This is a genomic window from Campylobacter sp. RM5063, assembly GCF_024723655.1.
Lineage (GTDB): Bacteria > Campylobacterota > Campylobacteria > Campylobacterales > Campylobacteraceae > Campylobacter_D > Campylobacter_D lari_D.
In genome coordinates, this window is record NZ_JANQDA010000001.1 from 111,766 (window position 1) to 132,059 (window position 20,294).

The window sequence follows — 20,294 nt, forward strand, 5'->3', positions numbered from 1 at the left end:
TTCTTTTTTTAAAATTATAACGAATAAAAAATTTTATTTTTATAAACATTTGTGTAAAATTCAATTATTTTTGAAGGAAATTTTCGATGAAAATCACATTATTAAATCATACTCCACTTTCTGTATGCTCTCATGCAACAAGAACATGTTGGCAAAGTTTTGACAAAGGTGATTGTGGTGGTGAGAAAGACAAAGAATTAATCGATCGAGTGGGAAATAAATTCAAACATGCTTCAACCTTAGAGCATTTAAACTATACTTTTTATATACAAGGTATTTCAAGAGCATGTTTACAAGAAGTTGCAAGACACCGCCACACTAGTCCTAGTGTAAAAAGCACAAGATATACTTTAAAAGAACTAAGAAATGAAAGCGAATTTAAAGAAAATGACTTTGAAAATGCTAAAAGATACTTAGTATTAACCGGAAATGAAGTAGTGGATAATGCAAGTATCAAAGCTTTAGAAAATCTACGTTTGATTTTGCAAAATAGCATTAGTTTAGATATAGCAAAATACTGCTTACCAGAAAGTTATAAAACAGAATTAACTTTAACGATTAATGCAAGAAGTTTGCAAAATTTTATTACTCTAAGAAGCTCAAAATCAGCCCTTTGGGAGATAAGACAACTCGCAAATGCTTTATTTGAAAACTTGCCTGAGGAACATCAATTTATTTTTAAACATTGTGTTTATCAAGAAGAAAATTCCCAAGATTAATTGGGAATTTTTACTTATATTTTTTTAAGAAATTCAGTTTTCAAAACAATCACACCAAATTTATCTACTTTAGCTTCAATTTCAGTGTCTTTGTTTGTAAGCTTAATATTTTTTATAGTTGTTCCGCGCTTTAAAGTAGTGCTTGCACCTTTTACCTTTAAATCTTTCACAACACTTACACTATCACCTGTATTAAGCTCAGTTCCATTTGCATCTTTTGGCATATATTCTCCTTAGAATTTATAAGTATATCCTAGATATAAACCATAATTTGTTTGTTTAGGATCGTAAAAGTTTGAACCTACCATATTTTGATAAAAATTTCTTGTATTATAATGAGTTTGCTCGGCTTTAAAACCAAACTCAATTTCATTTGCTTGATTTAACTCATATAAAGCACCGATTTTTGCTCCATAAGTATAACCATCAAAATCTTGAGATAATGATAAAAAGCTTGTTTTTAAAGTAATATCCGTTCTTGCATAGCCACCATATACACCTAAAACAGCTCTTGTTTTTTCAAAGATTTTTGGAGTAAAATCATAACCAAGCAAAAACTTATGTGTAGTAAATTCTCCATCAATTTTTAATCTTGTGGTATTGATTACATCACTAAATTCGCTTGAATAATTATAAGCACCATAAATTCTATGATTTTCACTAAAACGATAACCAACTCTTAAACCAAAAACAGGAACATTACCTTCTAAATCACCATTATATTTAATGTTTTGTGTTTTTCTATGATCAAGATCAGATTTTACCTTAGTATGAAACCATCCTGCATCAATACCTAATAATATTCCTGAATTTTCATCAGCTAAAGCTAAATTTGAAACCAAAGCAACACTTGCAACTAAACTAAATAATTTTAATTTCATATTTTCCTCCTTAAAATAAGACTTAATATATCCTTTTATTTTTAATAAAAACTTAATTTTGTGGTACCACTAAATCAGATCTACACTCAATCACGGTATGAACATTACCACGAGGGTTAAAATCACCTACTACTTTTATCCATTTTGGATCAAGTTTTTCTTTTAAAGTATTATAAATTTCATTAATACTTGCTTCATGTGAAACATTTCTATACATAAAGGTATTAATATAAAGTTTGATTGCTTTAAGTTCTACTACTAATTTATTTGGAATGTATTCTAAGTAAATTGTAGCAAAATCAGGATACCCACTACGCGGACAACAACACATAAATTCAGGTAAAGTGATTTTAATCACATAATCATTTTTGGCATCATTTGGCCAAACTTCCATATTTTCTACACTAAATTCTTTGATTTCTTTTTCACCATATCGCATTTATAATCCTTAGTTTGTTTTTAAAACTTTATAATACCACAATATTTTATATTTTATTTTGACAAAATTTAAAAAGCTTATCTTGAAGTGAAAGTAATTTTTCACTTTCATTACTAAGAATTTTTATACACAAACCCTCATAAAAAAGTTGATTTATATCGTCAAATGAAGCTTTTAATTCTTCATAAAACTCATCATATCCAAAAAGATAAATACTCAAATAATGCGTATGATTTGCAAAAAAATTTAAATCATTTTCTTTCATATAAGAAGGATTGATTTTAATTTTATCATTTAAAATTAAAGTATCATTTCTATAAATTTGAGTTAAACTCTCATAATTTTTAAAAGCAAATTTTTCATCCATAGCCACTCTACCAAAAATGACAAAATCAACATAAACTAATCTTGAAAAAGAAGCTAGATTAATCTTTGTATTTTGTATAAAATTTGCATTTTCTTGAAGCAAAAGTGGCTTTGGCATATAAAAAAAGCTTGCATTTTCTTCAAGAGTAAAATCAATATTTTTACTCGCAAAAGAATCTTTAGTATCATATACCTTTTCATAACTTTGTGTGAGTATAGCGGTGTTTGTACTTTTCTTACATATGATTTCAAAACTTAAATGATCCTCTTTAAAAATTCCAGCACTAGAATTTAAAACATATATACTAGTTAATTTTTTATCATAAAAATTCCTCATAAGTTTAAAAGGAGGAGTAAAAAAAGAATTTTTTATGATAGTTTTTTCATTGATAGTATCTAATGTAAGTTTAAAAACACTCTTTTGAGCAAACAAATCAATCCTTTAAAAGTGTGTATTTTTTAATCCAAGTAACGATTTCTTCTAAACCTTCTTTAGTTTGAAGATTACTCATGATAAAAGGTCTATCTCCACGCATTTTTAAAGTATCTTCTTGCATGATTTTTAAAGAAGCATTTACATAAGGAGCTAAGTCTATTTTATTGATAATCATTAAATCAGATCTACAAATAGCAGGACCACCTTTGCGTGGAATTTTTTCTCCTTGAGCAACATCTATAACAAAGATAAAAAAATCCACAAGTTCAGGTGAAAAAGTCATTGATAAATTATCTCCACCACTTTCTATAAAAATAAGATCTAAATCACTAAAACGCTCTTGTAAAAGTTCAACAGCTTCAAGATTACAAGAAGCATCTTCTCTAATGGCTGTATGAGGACAACCTCCAGTTTGCACTCCAATGATTCTTTCTTTTTCAAGAACGCCTTGTTTGATTAAAAAATTTGCATCTTCATTTGTATAAATATCATTCGTAATCACAGCCAAAGAAAGCTCATCTTTTAAAGCTTGACATAAATTTAATACTAAAGCTGTTTTACCACTACCTACAGGACCACCTATGCCTATTTTAACCATTATAACCCTTTTAAGAAATATAAATTTTAAATGCTAAATTTTGGTGTTTTATACCCAAATAATCATTTAAGACATTATGATTTTCACACCAATCTTTTAAAGTTAAATTTTGTAATTTAGAAAGAACCTTTTGAAAATCTTGCTGTAATTGAAAAAGTAAAATCTGCCCTTCATTTTGTGATAAAGGCACGATTTTCACAAGAATATTAATAAAATTACTCATTAAAGCAAATAAAAAACTTTCATACATAAAATCAAGTTCATTATCTTTACAAAATAAAGCATACACAAAAGGATAAATAGGAGTTTGATTTTCTTTAATGTATTGATTTAATAAAGGATTTGATAATCCATAAAGACTTACATTTTTTACAAAGCGTTTAGCTAGAAAAACATAAGCTTGACTTTGTTCTTTTGCAACTATACTTGATAAAAACTTTCTTTGATAAATTAGTAAATTTTTTACATCATTTGCATTTTCATAAGCTATTTTCAAAGCTAAAAGCTCAAAATATAAAATATTAGAATAAAGCTGAGTTTTTAAAACTTTTTTAGCATCTTCTATATTTTTTATATAAGCAAAATTCACATAAGATTCTAAACCAAAAGAATGTGAAAAAGCTCCTATAGGAAAAGAAGAATCACTAATTTGTAAAAGTAAAAAATTTAATTTATTCATCTTTACTCTTTGATAAGTTTAAAATTTGGATCAACTTGGATAAAACTTGGCATATCAAGCATATATTTTGGCTCTAAAATTTCTTCACATTTTTCGTATTTTATATTAAATTTTTCTAAAAACCTTATGATAGAATTTTGCTCTAAAGTAATGAGTTTATGATCTTTATAAAATAAATTTAAATGCATATTGCCCACTTGATAACTTATTAAAGCAAGGTTGTATTCATTTTCTATGTGAATTTTTAAAACTTTTTCAGGTTTAATCTTCACTAAAATCAAAAAATCCTCATCATATAAACAATCATTATGATTTAAACCTTTATTACCAGGCATTTTTATAGCGACATCTAGTCCTTTTAAAGTCGTTGTTCTTAATATCTTTTTAAAAGTATCAAACCAACTAAGCTCTAAAAAATCGCATTCTTTGTTTAAATCATAATGCGTTATTTTATTTTGAAGTAAAATCATTAAATCATAAAATATTTTCTAGCTAAAGCTAAAGAATCAACACTCTTAGAGCTAATAAGCTCACCATTTATCTTTACTTCATAAGTTTGTGGATTTACTTCTATATCTTGAACTTTATCATTAAATTTCAAATCTTTTTTAGTGATATTTCTACAATTTTTTACTGCAACACATTTTCTTTTTAAACTTAATTTTTCAGGCATATTAGCATCTAAAGAAGCTTTAGAAACAAAATGTAAAGCATTTTCATTTAAATTTGCACCAAACATTTTTTCATAGATAATAGGCTCAGGTGTTGGGATAGAAGCATTAGCATCGCCTATTTTTGCACCTACTATCAAGCCACCTTTTAAAATAAGCTTTGGTTTTACTCCAAAAAATTTAGGTTGCCAAAGCACTAAATCAGCAAATTTTCCTACTTCAATAGAACCAACATAACTATCAATCCCATGTGCAATAGCAGGATTTATAGTATATTTTGCTATGTAGCGTTTAATACGGAAATTATCATCTAAATCATTATCTTCCTTCAAGGCACCAAATTCTTTTTTACATTTATCAGCACTTTGCCATGTTCTTAAAATTACCTCACCTACGCGTCCCATAGCTTGAGAATCACTACTCATAATGCTAAAAACACCCATATCATGAAGTTTATCTTCTGCTGCTATAGTTTCAGGACGAATTCTACTATCTGCAAATTCAACATCTTCTTTGATTTTATTATCTAAATGATGACAAACCATAAGCATATCTAAATGTTCATCAATGGTATTTTTAGTAAAAGGCATAGTAGGATTAGTACTTGCAGGTAAAACATTTTCAAAACCTGCCATTTTAATAATATCAGGAGCATGGCCACCACCTGCACCTTCAGTGTGAAAAGTATGAATAACTCTACCATTAATAGCTTTAATCGTATCTTCTACAAAACCTGCTTCATTTAAAGTATCTGTATGGATAGCTACTTGTATGTCCATTTCATCAGCTATATTTAAACTAGTATCAATCACACTAGAAGTAGCACCCCAATCTTCATGAATTTTTAAGCCGCATGCACCAGCTATAATTTGCTCTTTTAAAGCATTTTTATTACTTGAATTTCCTTTACCTAAAAAGCCAAAATTCATAGGGTAATTTTGCGTAGCTTTTAACATAGAATGTATATGATAAGCCCCACTTGTGCAAGTTGTAGCATTTGTTCCCTCACTTGGTCCTATGCCACCTCCTATCATAGTAGTAACACCACTATATAAGGCACATTCAATTTGAGTTGGGGAGATAAAATGTATATGAGTATCAATACCACCTGCAGTTACTATTAAACCTTCTGCACCGATAATATCTGTACTTGTGCCTATAACTAAGCTAGGATCAACTCCATCTTGTATATCAGGATTGCCTGCTTTTCCTATACCTACTATATAGCCATTTTTTATCCCAATATCTGCTTTATAAATACCGGTATAATCAACAATCAAAGCATTAGTTAAAACTAAATCCGGAAATTCTCCCTCACTTACACTTTGAGCCATACCATCTCTAATATTTTTACCACCACCAAATTTAACTTCTTCGCCATATAAAGTATAATCTTTTTCTACTCTTAAAATCAAATCTGTATCTGCTAATCTTACTCTATCATTAGTTGTTAGACCATACATATTCACATAGTCTTTTTTGCTAATCTTAATCAAAGAAATCCTTTCTCTTTTGCTTTTGATAAAGCTTTAGTTTTATTTTCATCATTGATAAAATCATCACAAAGATTATTAAAACCTAAAACCTTTTTTAAACCACCAAATTCTATTAAACTTACTGTTTTTTCTTCACCTGGTTCAAATCTCACACTTGTTCCTGAAGCGATATTTAACCTTTTACCATAAGCTTTTTCTCTATCAAAAGACAAAAAGCGATTAACTTCAAAGAAATGAAAATGCGAACCAACTTGTATAGGACGATCACCTTTATTGCTTACTTTAATTTCTATAGAAGTTTTATTTTCATTAAGCACAATAAATTCTGATGATAAAAATATCTCTCCAGCTTTTATTTTATCATCATTTGCTATAGGCTCATGTATAGTAACTAATTTTGTGCCATCTTCAAAAGGAAGTTCTATTTGAATTTCTTCAAGCATACTTGCAACACCATCAATCACATCTTCACTTGTAAGTAAAGTTTTCCCTATGCTCATCAATTCACTCACACTTAAATTTTTTCTTGCAAGTTCCATTAATTCATAACATATATAAGCTAAAGCTTCATTATAATTTAATTTTATTTTTTGCTCTTTTCTATCTTTAGCGATTTTCCCTGCATAATGAAGCATTAATCGTTGCAATTGCTGCTGAGTAAAATGCATTTTAATCCTTATAAATTTTTTAGATATTATATAACTATTTGCTTGCTTTTAAGCAAAAATTCTATTACATTTTTAATTCTATTTTATAGTCTTTTTGGATTTCTATAAAAGGAGGATTTAAATTTTCACATTGAGCTTTAAATTTTTGATGATTTAAAATAAGAGTGTTTATTTCTTCTTTTTCACTAAATAAACGCTTTTCTATAACATTTTCATTTTGATAGATTAATTCATAATTTTGCAAAATATATTTTTTTGAAAAAAGAATAAAAAGTATTTTAATATCAGAATGATTTTGAAATTTTTGTAACTTTTTTGGAGTAAGATAAAATCCTTCAATGATTAAATTTTGTTTATTTTCTATACAAATTTAAATCATACCATCTACAATAGGAAATAAAAAATCAGTTATTTTTTCATCCTCATCTACTCTAAAAGGACAATTTTTCAAGAAGTCTTTGAGCAAGCAAGGTCTTTCCCGTGTGGCTCTCTCCACCAAGTAAAAAAATCATTTTTAAAAATTATAAATTAAATTTTTAATTTTTCTTTGTCAATTTCTTGTAAAAAAGAAGCATCAACAGCATTAAAACAAAGTTTTTTAATCTCATCTTTACTTTTATATTTTAAATCAATATTATTTCTTTTAGCTAATTCAAACATCATTTTAGGCTCTAATGAGCCTTCAATATGTAAGTGTAATTCCACTTTTGGAATATTTTGTAAAAAAGTTTTTATTGATTAAATTTTTACTTCTTGTCTTATAATTTTTTTATCTCTTGTTTGAGCATTTTTTTGAATTTCTGCATGCAAATTTTTTATATCTTCAGGCCAATCCATACCTTGTTCTTGAACATTCCAATCTGGATATTTACTATTTTCAAATGCTAAATAATCTTTATTACAACATTCTTCTATAAATTTATAACTAATAGAAGCATTTTTAATTTTGTGATACCCAAATAAGCCTTTTATATCTTTTTCAAAATTTTCTTGAAAAATCATATAAAATTCAATCTTTTTACCTTGTAATATAGTATGATATAAAAAATACCATATACCAAAACTTCTAATACTAGGACGACCTTTTATACCACCATCTTTATAAATTGATAATGTTCCTTTTATACCACCTTTATCTTGAGAACCACCTATTTTTTTAATTTCACCATCTACAACTATTAAATAAACTCTAGCTACATTTTCAGTTAAAATACTTTGTGGTAATGAATTATTATTTTCATCTTTTAAATCTTTTAAATAATTAAAATTAAGTTTTGTACTACCTTCAATAAATTCAACATCTGCAATTTTAAATGCTGTTTTAACTTGACTTATTTTCAATTTTAATCCTTTATTATTAATAATTCATGACTTTTTTTAATGTTTGTATCATCACCTCTATTAATACGATTTTTACCAACTCTTGTTTCACCCTGTCCCATAGTATATTGCCATTTTGGTTCTAAAATTTTAAAATCTTTATAAGCTTTTCTAACAAATTCACAATCATTATAACTAAGTATAAATTTTCCCTTATGATTTTTAAGACATTGTGCTAATAAATCATGATCAAAATTATTATGATGAATAGGAAAATTTCTCATAGGATAAATTCCTTTAAACATTTTCGAATCACCTTCAAGATAATAAGGTGGATCACAATAAAAAAAATCATTTGGATATAATTTGAAAACTTCTTCAAATGAAGTACATTGAACTTCTAAATTTTTAACATTAAAATTTTTAATTTTTTCTAACATTTTTAAATATTTATCTTTATTTTCATAATTACTTGACATCCAACCTAAAAACCCTGGACCATAACTAAGATTAAAATTAAAAAAATAATCCCTTGCTAAAGTTAAATTATCAAGTTTTAATTTATTTTCCCAATGGCTTTTTAATTCTTCTTTTATTATTTTATAAGTATTTTTATCAGGATTTAATTTTAAAAGTTCTTCATATAATCTTTTATTATCATTTAAAATAACTTGCCAAAAATTAACTAAAATATCAAATATATCAAATGCTTTTACTTTTATATCTAATTCTAAGGCACTTGCAATCTCAACACTTCCACCACCAATAAAAGGACTAATAAGTCTTTTTAAATCATTTGGAAAATGTTCTAATATAATACCTACTGCAAGTGATTTTCCACCACCATATCTAATAGGGCTTTTAGTATATCTTTTAAAAGGTAAATTTTTACCTTTTAAAGATTTTAAAAAATATTCTTTTTTATTTTCATCAAAATCAAATAGATTTTTTGTCATTAAACATCCAAATGTTTAACATCTTTAGCATGAGCTTGTATGTACTCACGGCGTGGTTCTACATCATCACCCATGAAAAGGTTGAAAGTATCATTTGCTCTTTGAGCATCCTCTATAGTGATCTTTAACAAACGACGATTACTTGGATCCATAGTTGTTTCCCAAAGTTGTTCAGGATTCATCTCACCAAGACCTTTATAGCGTTGTATATAAGCACCTTTTTTAGCATTTTTTTCAACTTCATCTAAAATTTCTAAAATATCTTTATCAAATTTTAAATCTCTATCTTTAATTTTTTGATAAATATAATTTGCCTCTTCATATAAAGGATTAACAAATAAATCATCATTGATGATAAGTTCTTCTAAACCATTTTCAGTTTGTACATAAACACGAATTTCATTTTCATTGATATATGAATTTAAGATATTGTGATTTTGTTTTTCTAAAAATTCTTTTATGACTTTAAATAATTCTTCATTAGAAGCTTTTATCAAATCAGGATTTTCTATCAAATACCTAATCACTGAAATTACATTAAATCTTTTTTCTAATTCTTTTAAAACACTTCTATAAGCTGCAACGATTTTTAGAAAATCTTTTAAATCGTTTAATCCTATACCCTCATAAGTAGAACTTTCTATACCTGTTTCGATCAAATAATCATTTAAAGCTTTTTCATCTTTTAGATAAATTTCTTTTTTTTGACCTTTTTTATAGCGATATAAAGGTGGTTGAGCTAAATAAATATGTCCATTTGCTACAAGATCATTCATAAAGCGGAAGAAAAATGTTAAAAGTAAAGTTTGTATGTGAGAACCATCTACATCAGCATCTGTCATAATGATGATTTTATGATATCTTAGTTTTTCTATATCAAACTCATCACCGATCCCACAACCAAAAGCTGTGATCATATTTTGAATTTGTTCACTTTTTAAAATTTTATCTAGTCTTGCTTTTTCAACATTGAGTATTTTACCTCTTAAAGGTAAAATCGCTTGGAAAGTTCTTTCTCTACCTTGTTTTGCAGAACCTCCCGCACTATCACCCTCAACTAAATAAATTTCGCTTTCACTCGGATCTTTACTTTGACAATCAGCTAATTTTCCTGGTAAAGTCCCTACACTTGAACTTTCTTTTTTACGGGTTAATTCTCTAGCTTTTTTAGCTGCTTCTCTACCACGAGCTGCCATTAAAGCTTTATTCATGATAGCTTTTGCTTCGATAGGATTTTCTTCAAAGTATTTTGTCAAATACTCAAAAGAAGCCTTAGAAACTATAGGTCTAACATAGCTTGAACCTAATTTTCCTTTAGTTTGTCCTTCAAATTGTGGCTCAGGTACTTTAACACTTACAACTGCTATTAAACCTTCTCTTACATCATCACCTGTGATTTTAGAGTCTTTCTCTCTAGCACTAGCATTTGCTTCAATGTAATTGCTAATAACACGAGTTAAGCCCATTCTAAAACCTGCTTCGTGCGTTCCACCATCTGGAGTTTTTATATTATTAACAAAAGAAAGTAAATTTTCACTATAACTATCATTATAAAGCAATGCTACTTCAACATTTACATCTTCTTCATCTACATTAAAAAATACAGCCTTAGTTAGAGCTTGTTTTTTATTTAAATCTGTAACAAATTGACTTATACCACCTTCAAAATGAAAGCTTTCTGCTTTTCCTACACGATTATCTTTAAAATTTATAGTAATTTTTGGATTTAAATATGCAAGTTCACGAAATCTTTTAGCTAAAATTTCATAATCAAAATCAGTCACTTCAAAAATTTGATCATCTGGCCAAAATTCTATGATTGTTCCTGTTTTTTTACTTTTACCTATGGTTTCAAAATTACTTGTAACTTTACCTTCTGAAAATTCTTGGCGATAAATTTCTCCATCTCTATGCACTGTAGCAACTAATTTTCTTGATAAAGCATTTACAACGCTTACACCAACCCCGTGTAAACCACCTGAAACTTTATAAGTATCTTTATCAAATTTTCCACCTGCATGAAGCACGGTTAAAACTACAGTTAAAGTAGGGATATTTTCAGTAGGGTGAATTCCCACAGGAATTCCTCTACCATTATCACTTACTATACAAGAGCCTTCTGTAGTAATTTCTACATTAATCGTATCACAAAAACCTGCCATAGCTTCATCAATAGAATTATCCACTACTTCATAAATCATATGATGAAGACCGCCTATGTTGGTATCACCTATATACATACCAGGGCGTTTTCTAACAGCTTCTAAGCCTTTTAAAACTTTAATATTTCCTGCGCCATAATTTTGATTTTCTTGCATTTATTTTCCTTATAAAATAACTGGCATTATCACAGTTTGTAATTCTTCACTTGAAACTAAGAATGCCATATGAGGTTCATTTATGCTAAGTTTAAATGTTTCACTTTCAATAGAATTTAAAAAGTCAGTAATGAATTTATTTTTAATGCAAAGATTAAATTCTTCATCTATGTTTAATTCCATTTCAAGTTCAGTTTTTGCTTCCATATTATCTAAACTAATACCTTCAAATACAAGTTTATCTTTATGGAAATTTAATTTCATTTTTTCAGTAATTACATTGATTTTTTTCAATGCGTCCATAAATTCTTCTGTTTTAAAAATAAATTCTTTTGTAATATTTTTTGGAATTACTCTTTCATAATCAGGGAATTTATCATTAATAAGTTTTGTGAAAAACTCAAAATTGTCATTTTTTGCAATCAATATATTTTCATCATAATAAATTTCAATTTTTTCAAAAAAGATTTTTTGCATTTCTAAAATGGCTTTTTTAGGGATACAAAGATTAAATTCTTTTTCGTTTGTTTTATTTAGTGTAAAAACCGCTAAGCGTTTAGTATCTGTTCCTACAAAGCTAATGTGGGTTGTTTTTATATCAAGTAAAGCACCATTTAAAGAATACTTTGGATTATTTGTATCAACTGCAGGTAGGATTTTTTTCAAAGATCTACTTAAATCACTTGAATCAATATCAAATTTATCTTTTCCTTCAGTGCTTGGGAAATTTGGAAAATCTTCATAATTAAACATAGGAAGTTTATATTTAGTTCCTTTTTGTCTAATAAAAAGGAAATTTTCTATAGTTTCTAAGACCACATCTTCATTATTTAAACTTTTAATGATATCTAAAATACTTTTAGCATTAGCAGTTGCAAAACCTGCACTTTCAACTTTAATTTTTTTGATTTTATAGTTAATACCTATTTCATAATCACTTGCCCTTATGATTAATTTATCTTCAACTACTTCAAAAAGTAAGTGAGAAGCGATGTTGCTTGAGTCTTTTTTATCTACATAAGAGTTAGTTAAAACTATGGCAGATTCTAAAGTGTTTTTATTAATGCTAATTTTCATTTTTACTTCCTTTGTTTTTTAAATTTATTTTATCATAATAATAAGCAATGTGAAAATGTGAAATGCTTTTTAAAAGCCTTTTTTTATAGAAATTTTACTCATAGAATAAAATTTTTTATTTTTCACTTTTATTCACAGGGTGCTTTTTATTTTTGTTAAAATTTTATTTCTTAATTCTTCTACTATGGCTTTTAGGTTTTCATTTTCGCTCATTAACTCTTGAATTTTTTTAATATTATGTGAAATGGCAGTGTGATCTTTCATATTAAAAAATCTAGCAAGTTGAGGCATAGACATAGTTGTAAGCTCTCTTGCTAAATATATCACAACCCTTCTTGCCATAACGATATTTTGTGTTTTTTTATTTGATTTTATATCATTTGATTTAAGATTATAGCTTTTTGAAACATCAGCAAGTATGTCTTCAACACTAATATTTTCTTTTGTTTCTTTAATGTGATCTTTCATAAAGCTTTTAACGATTTCTAAAGTGATTTCTTGATTAAAAAGCCTTGCTTGGGCATTTAGATTTGTAATCATACCTTCAATTTCTCGGATGTTATCTCCCATTGAAGTAGCGATGTAGCTTATAACTTCAGGTTTGAGATAAATAGCATTAAATTCGCATTTTTTCTTGATAATTGCGATTTTTGTATCAAGCTGAGGTGGAGTGATATCTGCGATGATCCCATTTGCAAAACGGCTTTTTAAGCGTTCTGTTATGCCTTTTAACATATTTGGAGGATTATCACTTGTCATGATGATTTGTCCAAATTTTTCTTTTATTTCATTAAAAGTAAAGAAAAATTCTTCTTGAATTTTATCTGTTTTACCTAAAAACTGCACATCATCGATGAGTAAGACATCACAATTTTTGTATTTTTCATGAAATTTACTCATAGTTTTGTTATTTAAATGCATGGTAAAATCATTGATAAAATTATCACTTGTAGCATAAATAACCTTATATCCATTATCTAAGCACACATTTCCGACAGCTTGAAGCAAGTGAGTTTTTCCAAGTCCTGTAGGGCCATAGATAAAGATGGGGTTGTATAATTTTCCAAGTTTGCTTTTATCGGTAATAGCTTTGCAAGTTGCATAGGCAAATTGATTAGAATCTCCTACAACAAAGCTTTCAAAAGTAAAAGAAGGATTTAAAATAGTACTTTGAAATTTAATCTGTGAAATATCTGTAGAAAAATGTTTTTTCTCTATCTTTTGATCATTTGTAATGATTTTAACTTGAGGGTTAATCCCTGTTTTTACTTCATAAAAATAAGCTAGTTTTTGTGCGTATTTTGTTTGTATAAATTTAGCCAAAAAATGATTTGGTGCGATAAATACTAAGATATTATTTTTACTTAATTTTTCACTAAATTGTAAGTGAGAAATATAAGTATTGTATTCGTTATTGCTAATTTCAGTTTTAAATTCAAGTAAAAAATCTTTTATATTCATTATTATTCTTATAAATTATGATGTAAAACTTAAAATTCTAGCTTATTTTTTATAAAAAATGGTTAAAATTATTCACATAAAAATTTAAATTTCACATCTATGTGAATAAAAAGGTGAAAAGTTTGAAAGTTTTAGGGATAGATCCTGGTTCTAGATATTGTGGATATGCTATTGTAGAAAAAATAAATAATAAAAATCAACTCATAGAAGCAGGACTTATCAAAATCAAACCCAATGATTTACAGTATCAAATCACAGAATTATGTGAAGGACTTGATCTAATCTTTAAAAATCATCAGTTTGATGAGGTAGCTATAGAAGATATATTTTTTGCTTATAATCCAAAAACGGTTCTAAAACTAGCACAATTTCGTGGAGCTTTGAGTTTAAAAATCTTACAAATTCATGGAGAATTTGCAGAATACACACCTTTACAAGTGAAAAAAACCGTAACAGGTAAAGCAAAAGCTACTAAAGAGCAAGTAGCTTTTATGGTAAAAAGATTACTTGGAATTTCAAAAGACATCAAGCCACTTGATATTACCGATGCTATCGCAGTAGCTTTGACGCATTTAGCAAATTTGAGAGTAAAAAAGTGATTTTACTTTCCATTTCCTATAAAATAAATTTCAACATCATGTAGAAGTTTTTCACATACAGCAGAATCAGTATTTTTTTCTACTACTAGGTTGATATGATTTTTGGTATCTCTAAAACTTCCTGCAGATTTTGAATTTTTTAATTCTAATTTTTGATTATCTTTTAAATATTTAATAGTTATTACAAATTTATGTGCCGCGGTAGCTTCGCCTAGATTTGTTTCTATCAAAACATTCATATTTGATGCTTTTGCTAGGGTTGCTTGAGTTTTGTTAATCACTTCTTTCATTCTTCTATTGAGTTCTAAAATTCTTGAGATGAATTTATTATCTATACTTTCAAATGCTATTTTTAGTTTATTCATAATTTCTTGATTAGTAGGTTTATCAGGTGCTACATAAACCATATAAAGTCCATTTTTAATATCTACTTTAGTGCTTTTAGTATCACGCCCACTACCAAAAACTTTTATATATATAGCATTATCAAGATATACTCTATCTATCATAGGACCATAGATTTCATATTCTCTTTTTCTTACGATTACTTCTCTTGCGGCTACTTGAATTTTTACTGAACAATCATGAATTATAGGTTCCATTTCTTTTTTTATTTCAAGTAGTTCTTTTAGCATATAACATCCTTATTATTTTTTTTAGTATTATAGATTATAACAAAAAAATGTTTTTTTCTTTGTTAATTTTAGTTTATATAATTTTTATAACATTCCAAAGTTATTTTAAAAAAAGGAAAAAAATGAAAATTAAAACTATAGTTTCAAGTTTAGTTTTAGCAAGTACTTTATTTGCTGCAAATTCTCATCATGCTCATCATGGAGCTTCTGGAAGTATTTCATCACAAATCATGATGAGTATGCATGAACCTATGATGAAAAATCCTTTAGTACAAAGCAATGACATAGAAAGAGATTTTTTAGCTAATATGATTCCACATCACCAAGGTGCTATTGACTCATCTAAGCTTTTATTAGAACATACAAAAAGTGAAGAGATGAAAAAAATCGCTCAAAATATCATAAAAGCTCAAGAAAAAGAAATCCAAGAATTTCAAGAAATTCTAGATAAAAATCTTTATACAAAAACTCAAATTGATGAAGAAACTTATAAAAAATTTGTCCAAGAAGAAAAAGAGTTAATGCAAAAAATGATGATTTTAATGAGTTCGGTTAAAGAAAGCAAAAACATCAATAAAGACTTTTTAGAAGCGATGATAGCACATCATCAAGGTGCAGTAGATGCTTCAAAACAAATTTTATTTTACTCTAAAGACAAAACTATCACTGATATAGCGAAAAAAATCATTTTAGATCAAGAAAAAGAAATCCAAGAATTTACGAATTTGTTAAAGTATATGTAAAAATAGGTAGTTTAGTAAAATTTCTAAGAACATATTATTACTTTTATCTAAAAATAAAAGTAATAATATTTTTAGATATTAATTAAATACTAAATACTAGCTTTTATTTAAAATTCAATATATCTTATATAGATTAGTATATAATTATATAAAATTTATATTTTGGATATTAATGACTACGTTATCAAGTTTTAATATTAGTTCTCGTCGTTATTTAGGCAACAAAACAAAACTTTTACCATTTATTTTAAACATTACAAATAAAAACTGTAAAAATATAAAGTCTGTTGCTGATATATTTTCAGGAACGGGAGTAGTTGCTAGCGCATTTATAGATAAAATAATTTATACAAACGATATCTTACAAAGTAATTATTTTTGTAATGTTGCATGGTTTAGTCCTGAAAATTATGATGAAGATAAAATAAAATTTTTGTTAAATGATTTTAATAAATATGATAAAAATGAAAATAATTATATGAGAGAAAATTTTGCTGATACTTATTTTAGTGCTAAAGTGTGTTCTAAAATAGGTTTTATTCGTGAAAGTATTGAAAATTTAAAAGAAAGTGATAAAATTAATGAAAAAGAAAAAGCTATTTTAATTACTTCATTAATATATGCAATGGATAAAATAGCAGCTACATGCGGACATTACGATGCTTATAGAAAAAATGCAAAACTAGTTAATGAAATTAATCTTACTCTACCACAATTTTATAATAAATTAAACACTAATAATCGATGTTTTAATAAAGATGCAAATGAACTTATAGAAGAAATTTATGCAGATTTAATTTATATCGATCCTCCTTATAATTCTAGACAATATAGTGACACTTATCATTTATTAGAAAATATAGCTACTTGGAAAAAACCACAGGTTTTTGGTGTAGCCCGTAAAATGGATAGAAGTATGATTAAAAGTAAATATTGTAGTAATACTGCAAATGATACTTTTGTTAATTTAATATCAAATATAAATGCAAAATATATATTATTATCTTATAATAATATGTTTGCTAAAGGTAATAATCGTTCAAATGCGAAGATAAGTGATGAAGTTATAATACAATCATTAAGCACAAGAGGTGAAGTGAGTATTTTTTCTCAAGAACACAAAGCATTTAGTACAGGTAAATCAAATATTAAAGACAATTATGAAAGGTTGTTTTTATGCAAATGCCGTTAATTGCTTCACCGCTAAATTATACTGGTGGAAAATTTAGATTACTTCCTCAAATTTTGCCATTATTTCCTAAGAATATTAATACTTTTATTGATTTGTTTTGCGGGGGTTGTAATGTAGGTTTAAATGTAAAAAGTAAAAAGACAATATATAATGATATCAATATAAAACTCTATAATTTATATAATTTTTTTAAAAAAATGGATAGTGAAAATATTTTAAAACAAATTTATAAAATAATTGAGAAATATGATTTGTCTATTGTTAGTAAGTATGGATATGAATTTTATAAATGTGATAGCTCTAAAGGGTTGAGTAAGTATAATAAAAATGGCTATTTAAAGCTTAGAAATGATTTTAATATAGAAAATAATACATCTTTTGACTATTATATAATGTTTTATGTGATGATTGTTTATGCATTCAATAATCAAATCCGATTTAATTCAAAAGGTAATTTTAATTTACCTGTTGGAAAACGAGATTTTAATACTAAAATGGAGCAAAAACTTATTAATTTTATTAAAAGAATACAAGAACAAAATTGTTATTTTTCTTGTATTGATTTTAGAAATTTTAATATTCAAAATTTAGAAAAAAATGATTTTGTTTATATTGATCCACCTTATTTAATTACTTGTGCAACCTATAATGAAAATAGTAGTTGGAATGAGAATGATGAAAAAGACTTGCTTGATTTTTTAGAAAAATTAGACAATCAAAATATAAGATTTGCTCTTTCAAATGTTTTATCTAGTAAAGGAAAAACTAATGAAATATTAAAGCATTGGTTAAAAAATAAAAAATATAAAGTTCATCATTTAAAACATAAATATTCAAATTCTAATTATCAAATTAAAGATAAAAATTTTACAAGTGATGAGGTATTAATTATTAATTATTAGGAATAAAATGGAAAATTTTAGATATAAAAGTTATTGCTGGAGTTTAGGAACTACAAGTTTTAGAACTGAGAATTTTAATAAAAATATTGAACTTCAATTAAAATTACTTAATGATTTTTGGCAACTACCAAAAAATATAGGACAAGAATGGATAGGTAATAGAATTTTACAATCTAATTACTATGATTTTTTAAAAGACAATGGTTTTGTTATTGGAGTTGCAAATAATAAGGATAAAGATGCAAGACAAAAAACTTCAGGGCTTGTTGATATAGGGTTAATTGATAATAATAGAAAATTAACAGAAGTAGGGTATAAACTTTTACAAGTCAGTGAAAGCAGAGATTTTAGTACAGATAATCTTTTGCAAATTTCAAAAGATAGTTTTATATATTTAAAACAACTTTTGAAAACTAATATTACTATAGAAAATGAATGTGTTAAACCTTTTATAATTGCACTTTATCTACTTAATAAACATCAATTTTTAGAATATGATGAATTTGTATATCTTCTTCCACTTTGTACGAATAAAAAATATACAGAACAAATTTTAACACAAATTTCATATTTAAGAAATGATAAAATAAATATAGATGATATTATTATAAATCGTTTAATGGAAATGGAAAATTACCAAGAAGCATTGAAATGGTTTTTAGCTTCAAAACAAATTAACAAAGATGTAATTTGTAAAATAGGAATGAATAGAAAAAGTCCAAGTTATGATTTAGATTATTTTGAAGTTTATGAAATATTAAAAGCTATATTTTTACAGAAACAAAAAGATGAAAATTCATTGATAAAGTTATATAACATTATAAGAAAATTAAAATTAAAAAACTTATGGGGCAAATTTATTTTTACTACTAAAATAACTACAAAAAAGATAAAGAAAGAGCTTTGTAATGTTTTAAATCCTAGTATTTTTGATAAAGTTTCTAATGAGGATGAATTTAAATTAGCTTTTTTTAAAGTGTTGCATTTATTAAAAGCAAAAGCTACTCTTAGAGATTATGCTGATTTAAATCGACGTTATTTAGGGCTTAGCAATATATTCTTATTTAGAAATAATAAAGTTGAACTTGACATAATTCCAAAATATTTTTTTAAAACAGTAATAGAAGATTTATATAAAAATGCATTTATCTCAGATAAAAATTTATATAAAGACTGCGAATTAAATGAAATTTCATCATTTTTTGTGTCAACCGATAATATTATTATAGATTCTATAAATAGTGAGTTTGGACTTAATATTTCAACACTTGATGATGCAATGAGTGAGTATGAAAAGCAAAGATATAAAAGATTTAACAAGTTAATTGATGAAAAATTTAATGATGAAAAACTTATAGAATTATTAAATAATCTTGAAATAAGAAAAGATGAAATAATAAAAGAGTATATTACAAATAATGCTGATATTCCTACTATATATGAATATTTATTAGGTATTATATGGTACAAAATAAGTGCAAGAAAAGGTAAAATTTTAGATTATATGAAATTATCCATGGACGCAGATTTTCTTCCTATATCTCATGCAGGCGGTGGCGAAGCAGATATTGTTTATGAATACGAAGAAAATGAATTTTATCCACAACATACTTTGCTTCTAGAAGCAACACTCACAGATAAAACAAATCAACGAAGAGCAGAAATGGAACCTGTTTCAAGACATTTGGGACAGCATCTTTTGGCAACAAGAAATATAAATTCTTATTGTGTTTTTTCAACTACACATTTAGACATAAATGTTTTAAGTGATTTTAGAAATCGTAAAAATTCTACATATTATGATACTTGTGATAGTACAAATAAAATTAAAGGAATGAAAATTATACCTTTGGAAACAATTGAATTAAAAAATATCATAAAAAATAATAAAAAATATAGTGAACTTTATTCTTTATTTGATGAAGCATATAAGACTAATTTGGATGAATTGGATGCTGATGAATGGTATGTAAAATATATAAAAGATAAACTAAAAAATTAAATTCATAGATCCAATCAAAAGAAATAAAAAATGGTGGCTCCGATTGGACTTGAACCAACGACCACCACCATGTCAAGGTGGTGCTCTACCAACTGAGCTACGGAACCTTAAAAAAACAAAAATTATATAAAAATAT

Annotated in this window: 24 protein-coding genes and 1 tRNA gene; 6 read left to right on the forward strand and 19 right to left on the reverse strand. The window is 26.3% G+C overall.

Going from position 1 to position 20,294, the window contains the following annotated elements; genetic code table 11:
• Window positions 1–86 precede the first annotated feature (86 nt).
• Window positions 87–719: an FAD-dependent thymidylate synthase gene (gene thyX, locus CAMP5063_RS00685; protein ID WP_039617054.1), complete on the forward strand. Its 633-nt coding sequence runs from the start codon at window positions 87–89 to the stop codon at window positions 717–719.
• Window positions 720–733: 14 nt separating this feature from the next.
• Here thyX and CAMP5063_RS00690 read toward each other — a convergent pair whose 3' ends face one another.
• The 17 genes from CAMP5063_RS00690 to dnaA all read right to left on the reverse strand — a co-directional run bounded on the left by CAMP5063_RS00690 (window position 734) and on the right by dnaA (window position 14,085).
• Complete coding sequence (locus CAMP5063_RS00690; protein WP_133319089.1) at window positions 734–943, reverse strand: alkylphosphonate utilization protein; 210 nt, start codon at window positions 941–943, stop codon at window positions 734–736.
• A gap of 9 nt (window positions 944–952) precedes the next feature.
• Window positions 953–1,600 (reverse strand): porin family protein, encoded by a 648-nt coding sequence (locus CAMP5063_RS00695; protein ID WP_263665304.1) that lies wholly within the window; start codon window positions 1,598–1,600, stop codon window positions 953–955.
• Between the two features lie 52 nt (window positions 1,601–1,652).
• A complete protein-coding gene (queF, locus tag CAMP5063_RS00700) occupies window positions 1,653–2,039 on the reverse strand; it encodes a preQ(1) synthase (RefSeq protein WP_039617048.1) in 387 nt (128 codons plus the stop codon).
• 46 nt (window positions 2,040–2,085) lie between these two features.
• Window positions 2,086–2,838, reverse strand: coding sequence for an urease accessory protein UreD (locus tag CAMP5063_RS00705; RefSeq protein ID WP_220566958.1), 753 nt, complete (start codon window positions 2,836–2,838; stop codon window positions 2,086–2,088).
• A 1-nt stretch (window position 2,839) separates the two neighbouring features.
• Window positions 2,840–3,439, reverse strand: a complete 600-nt coding sequence (ureG, locus tag CAMP5063_RS00710) for an urease accessory protein UreG (protein WP_337194618.1) — start codon at window positions 3,437–3,439, stop codon at window positions 2,840–2,842.
• A 10-nt stretch (window positions 3,440–3,449) separates the two neighbouring features.
• The gene (locus CAMP5063_RS00715) at window positions 3,450–4,118 is read right to left on the reverse strand and encodes an urease accessory protein UreF (RefSeq protein ID WP_263662723.1); all 669 of its coding nucleotides are present in this window, start codon (window positions 4,116–4,118) and stop codon (window positions 3,450–3,452) included.
• A 2-nt stretch (window positions 4,119–4,120) separates the two neighbouring features.
• A complete protein-coding gene (locus CAMP5063_RS00720) occupies window positions 4,121–4,588 on the reverse strand; it encodes an urease accessory protein UreE (RefSeq protein ID WP_263662724.1) in 468 nt (155 codons plus the stop codon).
• On the reverse strand, window positions 4,588–6,285 hold the full coding sequence (gene ureC, locus CAMP5063_RS00725) for an urease subunit alpha (protein ID WP_337194619.1): 1,698 nt from the start codon (window positions 6,283–6,285) through the stop codon (window positions 4,588–4,590). Before ureC ends, CAMP5063_RS00720 begins: the two co-directional genes overlap by 1 nt.
• A complete protein-coding gene (gene ureB / locus CAMP5063_RS00730; protein WP_133319084.1) occupies window positions 6,282–6,953 on the reverse strand; it encodes an urease subunit beta in 672 nt (223 codons plus the stop codon). The genes ureC and ureB overlap by 4 nt, the downstream gene beginning before the upstream one ends.
• A gap of 64 nt (window positions 6,954–7,017) precedes the next feature.
• Window positions 7,018–7,197, reverse strand: a complete 180-nt coding sequence (locus tag CAMP5063_RS00735; protein ID WP_263665300.1) for a hypothetical protein — start codon at window positions 7,195–7,197, stop codon at window positions 7,018–7,020.
• A gap of 126 nt (window positions 7,198–7,323) precedes the next feature.
• On the reverse strand, window positions 7,324–7,449 hold the full coding sequence (locus tag CAMP5063_RS00740; RefSeq protein ID WP_337194620.1) for a hypothetical protein: 126 nt from the start codon (window positions 7,447–7,449) through the stop codon (window positions 7,324–7,326).
• 32 nt (window positions 7,450–7,481) lie between these two features.
• Window positions 7,482–7,658 carry a hypothetical protein gene (locus CAMP5063_RS00745; protein ID WP_263665295.1) on the reverse strand — a complete coding sequence of 59 codons (177 nt, stop codon included), beginning with the start codon at window positions 7,656–7,658 and terminating at the stop codon, window positions 7,482–7,484.
• Between the two features lie 33 nt (window positions 7,659–7,691).
• Window positions 7,692–8,294: a type II restriction endonuclease gene (locus tag CAMP5063_RS00750; RefSeq protein WP_126340553.1), complete on the reverse strand. Its 603-nt coding sequence runs from the start codon at window positions 8,292–8,294 to the stop codon at window positions 7,692–7,694.
• A 2-nt stretch (window positions 8,295–8,296) separates the two neighbouring features.
• Entirely contained in the window at window positions 8,297–9,229 is a 933-nt protein-coding gene (locus CAMP5063_RS00755) for a DNA adenine methylase (protein ID WP_263665294.1), read from the reverse strand.
• Window positions 9,229–11,547 (reverse strand): DNA topoisomerase (ATP-hydrolyzing) subunit B, encoded by a 2,319-nt coding sequence (gene gyrB / locus CAMP5063_RS00760; RefSeq protein WP_337194621.1) that lies wholly within the window; start codon window positions 11,545–11,547, stop codon window positions 9,229–9,231. Before gyrB ends, CAMP5063_RS00755 begins: the two co-directional genes overlap by 1 nt.
• Before the next feature lie 9 nt (window positions 11,548–11,556).
• On the reverse strand, window positions 11,557–12,624 hold the full coding sequence (gene dnaN / locus CAMP5063_RS00765) for a DNA polymerase III subunit beta (protein ID WP_039617031.1): 1,068 nt from the start codon (window positions 12,622–12,624) through the stop codon (window positions 11,557–11,559).
• 132 nt (window positions 12,625–12,756) lie between these two features.
• On the reverse strand, window positions 12,757–14,085 hold the full coding sequence (dnaA, locus tag CAMP5063_RS00770) for a chromosomal replication initiator protein DnaA (RefSeq protein ID WP_133319081.1): 1,329 nt from the start codon (window positions 14,083–14,085) through the stop codon (window positions 12,757–12,759).
• A 122-nt stretch (window positions 14,086–14,207) separates the two neighbouring features.
• On the opposite strand from dnaA, the gene ruvC reads away from it, so the two are divergent.
• The gene (ruvC, locus tag CAMP5063_RS00775) at window positions 14,208–14,684 is read left to right on the forward strand and encodes a crossover junction endodeoxyribonuclease RuvC (RefSeq protein ID WP_133319080.1); all 477 of its coding nucleotides are present in this window, start codon (window positions 14,208–14,210) and stop codon (window positions 14,682–14,684) included.
• A gap of 2 nt (window positions 14,685–14,686) precedes the next feature.
• Here the strand turns inward: ruvC and CAMP5063_RS00780 are convergent, their stop codons facing one another.
• Window positions 14,687–15,319 (reverse strand): hypothetical protein, encoded by a 633-nt coding sequence (locus tag CAMP5063_RS00780; RefSeq protein ID WP_133319079.1) that lies wholly within the window; start codon window positions 15,317–15,319, stop codon window positions 14,687–14,689.
• A 122-nt stretch (window positions 15,320–15,441) separates the two neighbouring features.
• Between CAMP5063_RS00780 and CAMP5063_RS00785 the strand changes: the two genes are divergently transcribed.
• From CAMP5063_RS00785 to CAMP5063_RS00800, 4 genes are all read left to right on the forward strand, one after another.
• On the forward strand, window positions 15,442–16,062 hold the full coding sequence (locus CAMP5063_RS00785) for a DUF305 domain-containing protein (RefSeq protein WP_133319078.1): 621 nt from the start codon (window positions 15,442–15,444) through the stop codon (window positions 16,060–16,062).
• Between the two features lie 172 nt (window positions 16,063–16,234).
• Complete coding sequence (locus tag CAMP5063_RS00790; protein ID WP_263681057.1) at window positions 16,235–17,254, forward strand: DNA adenine methylase; 1,020 nt, start codon at window positions 16,235–16,237, stop codon at window positions 17,252–17,254.
• Window positions 17,239–18,156, forward strand: coding sequence for a DNA adenine methylase (locus tag CAMP5063_RS00795; RefSeq protein ID WP_263681058.1), 918 nt, complete (start codon window positions 17,239–17,241; stop codon window positions 18,154–18,156). Before CAMP5063_RS00790 ends, CAMP5063_RS00795 begins: the two co-directional genes overlap by 16 nt.
• A gap of 7 nt (window positions 18,157–18,163) precedes the next feature.
• Window positions 18,164–20,158 carry an AlwI family type II restriction endonuclease gene (locus CAMP5063_RS00800; protein WP_263681060.1) on the forward strand — a complete coding sequence of 665 codons (1,995 nt, stop codon included), beginning with the start codon at window positions 18,164–18,166 and terminating at the stop codon, window positions 20,156–20,158.
• A 31-nt stretch (window positions 20,159–20,189) separates the two neighbouring features.
• On the opposite strand, the gene CAMP5063_RS00805 is transcribed toward CAMP5063_RS00800, so the two are convergent.
• Window positions 20,190–20,265: transfer RNA gene (locus CAMP5063_RS00805), tRNA-Val, on the reverse strand.
• Between the last annotated feature and the right edge of the window lie 29 nt (window positions 20,266–20,294).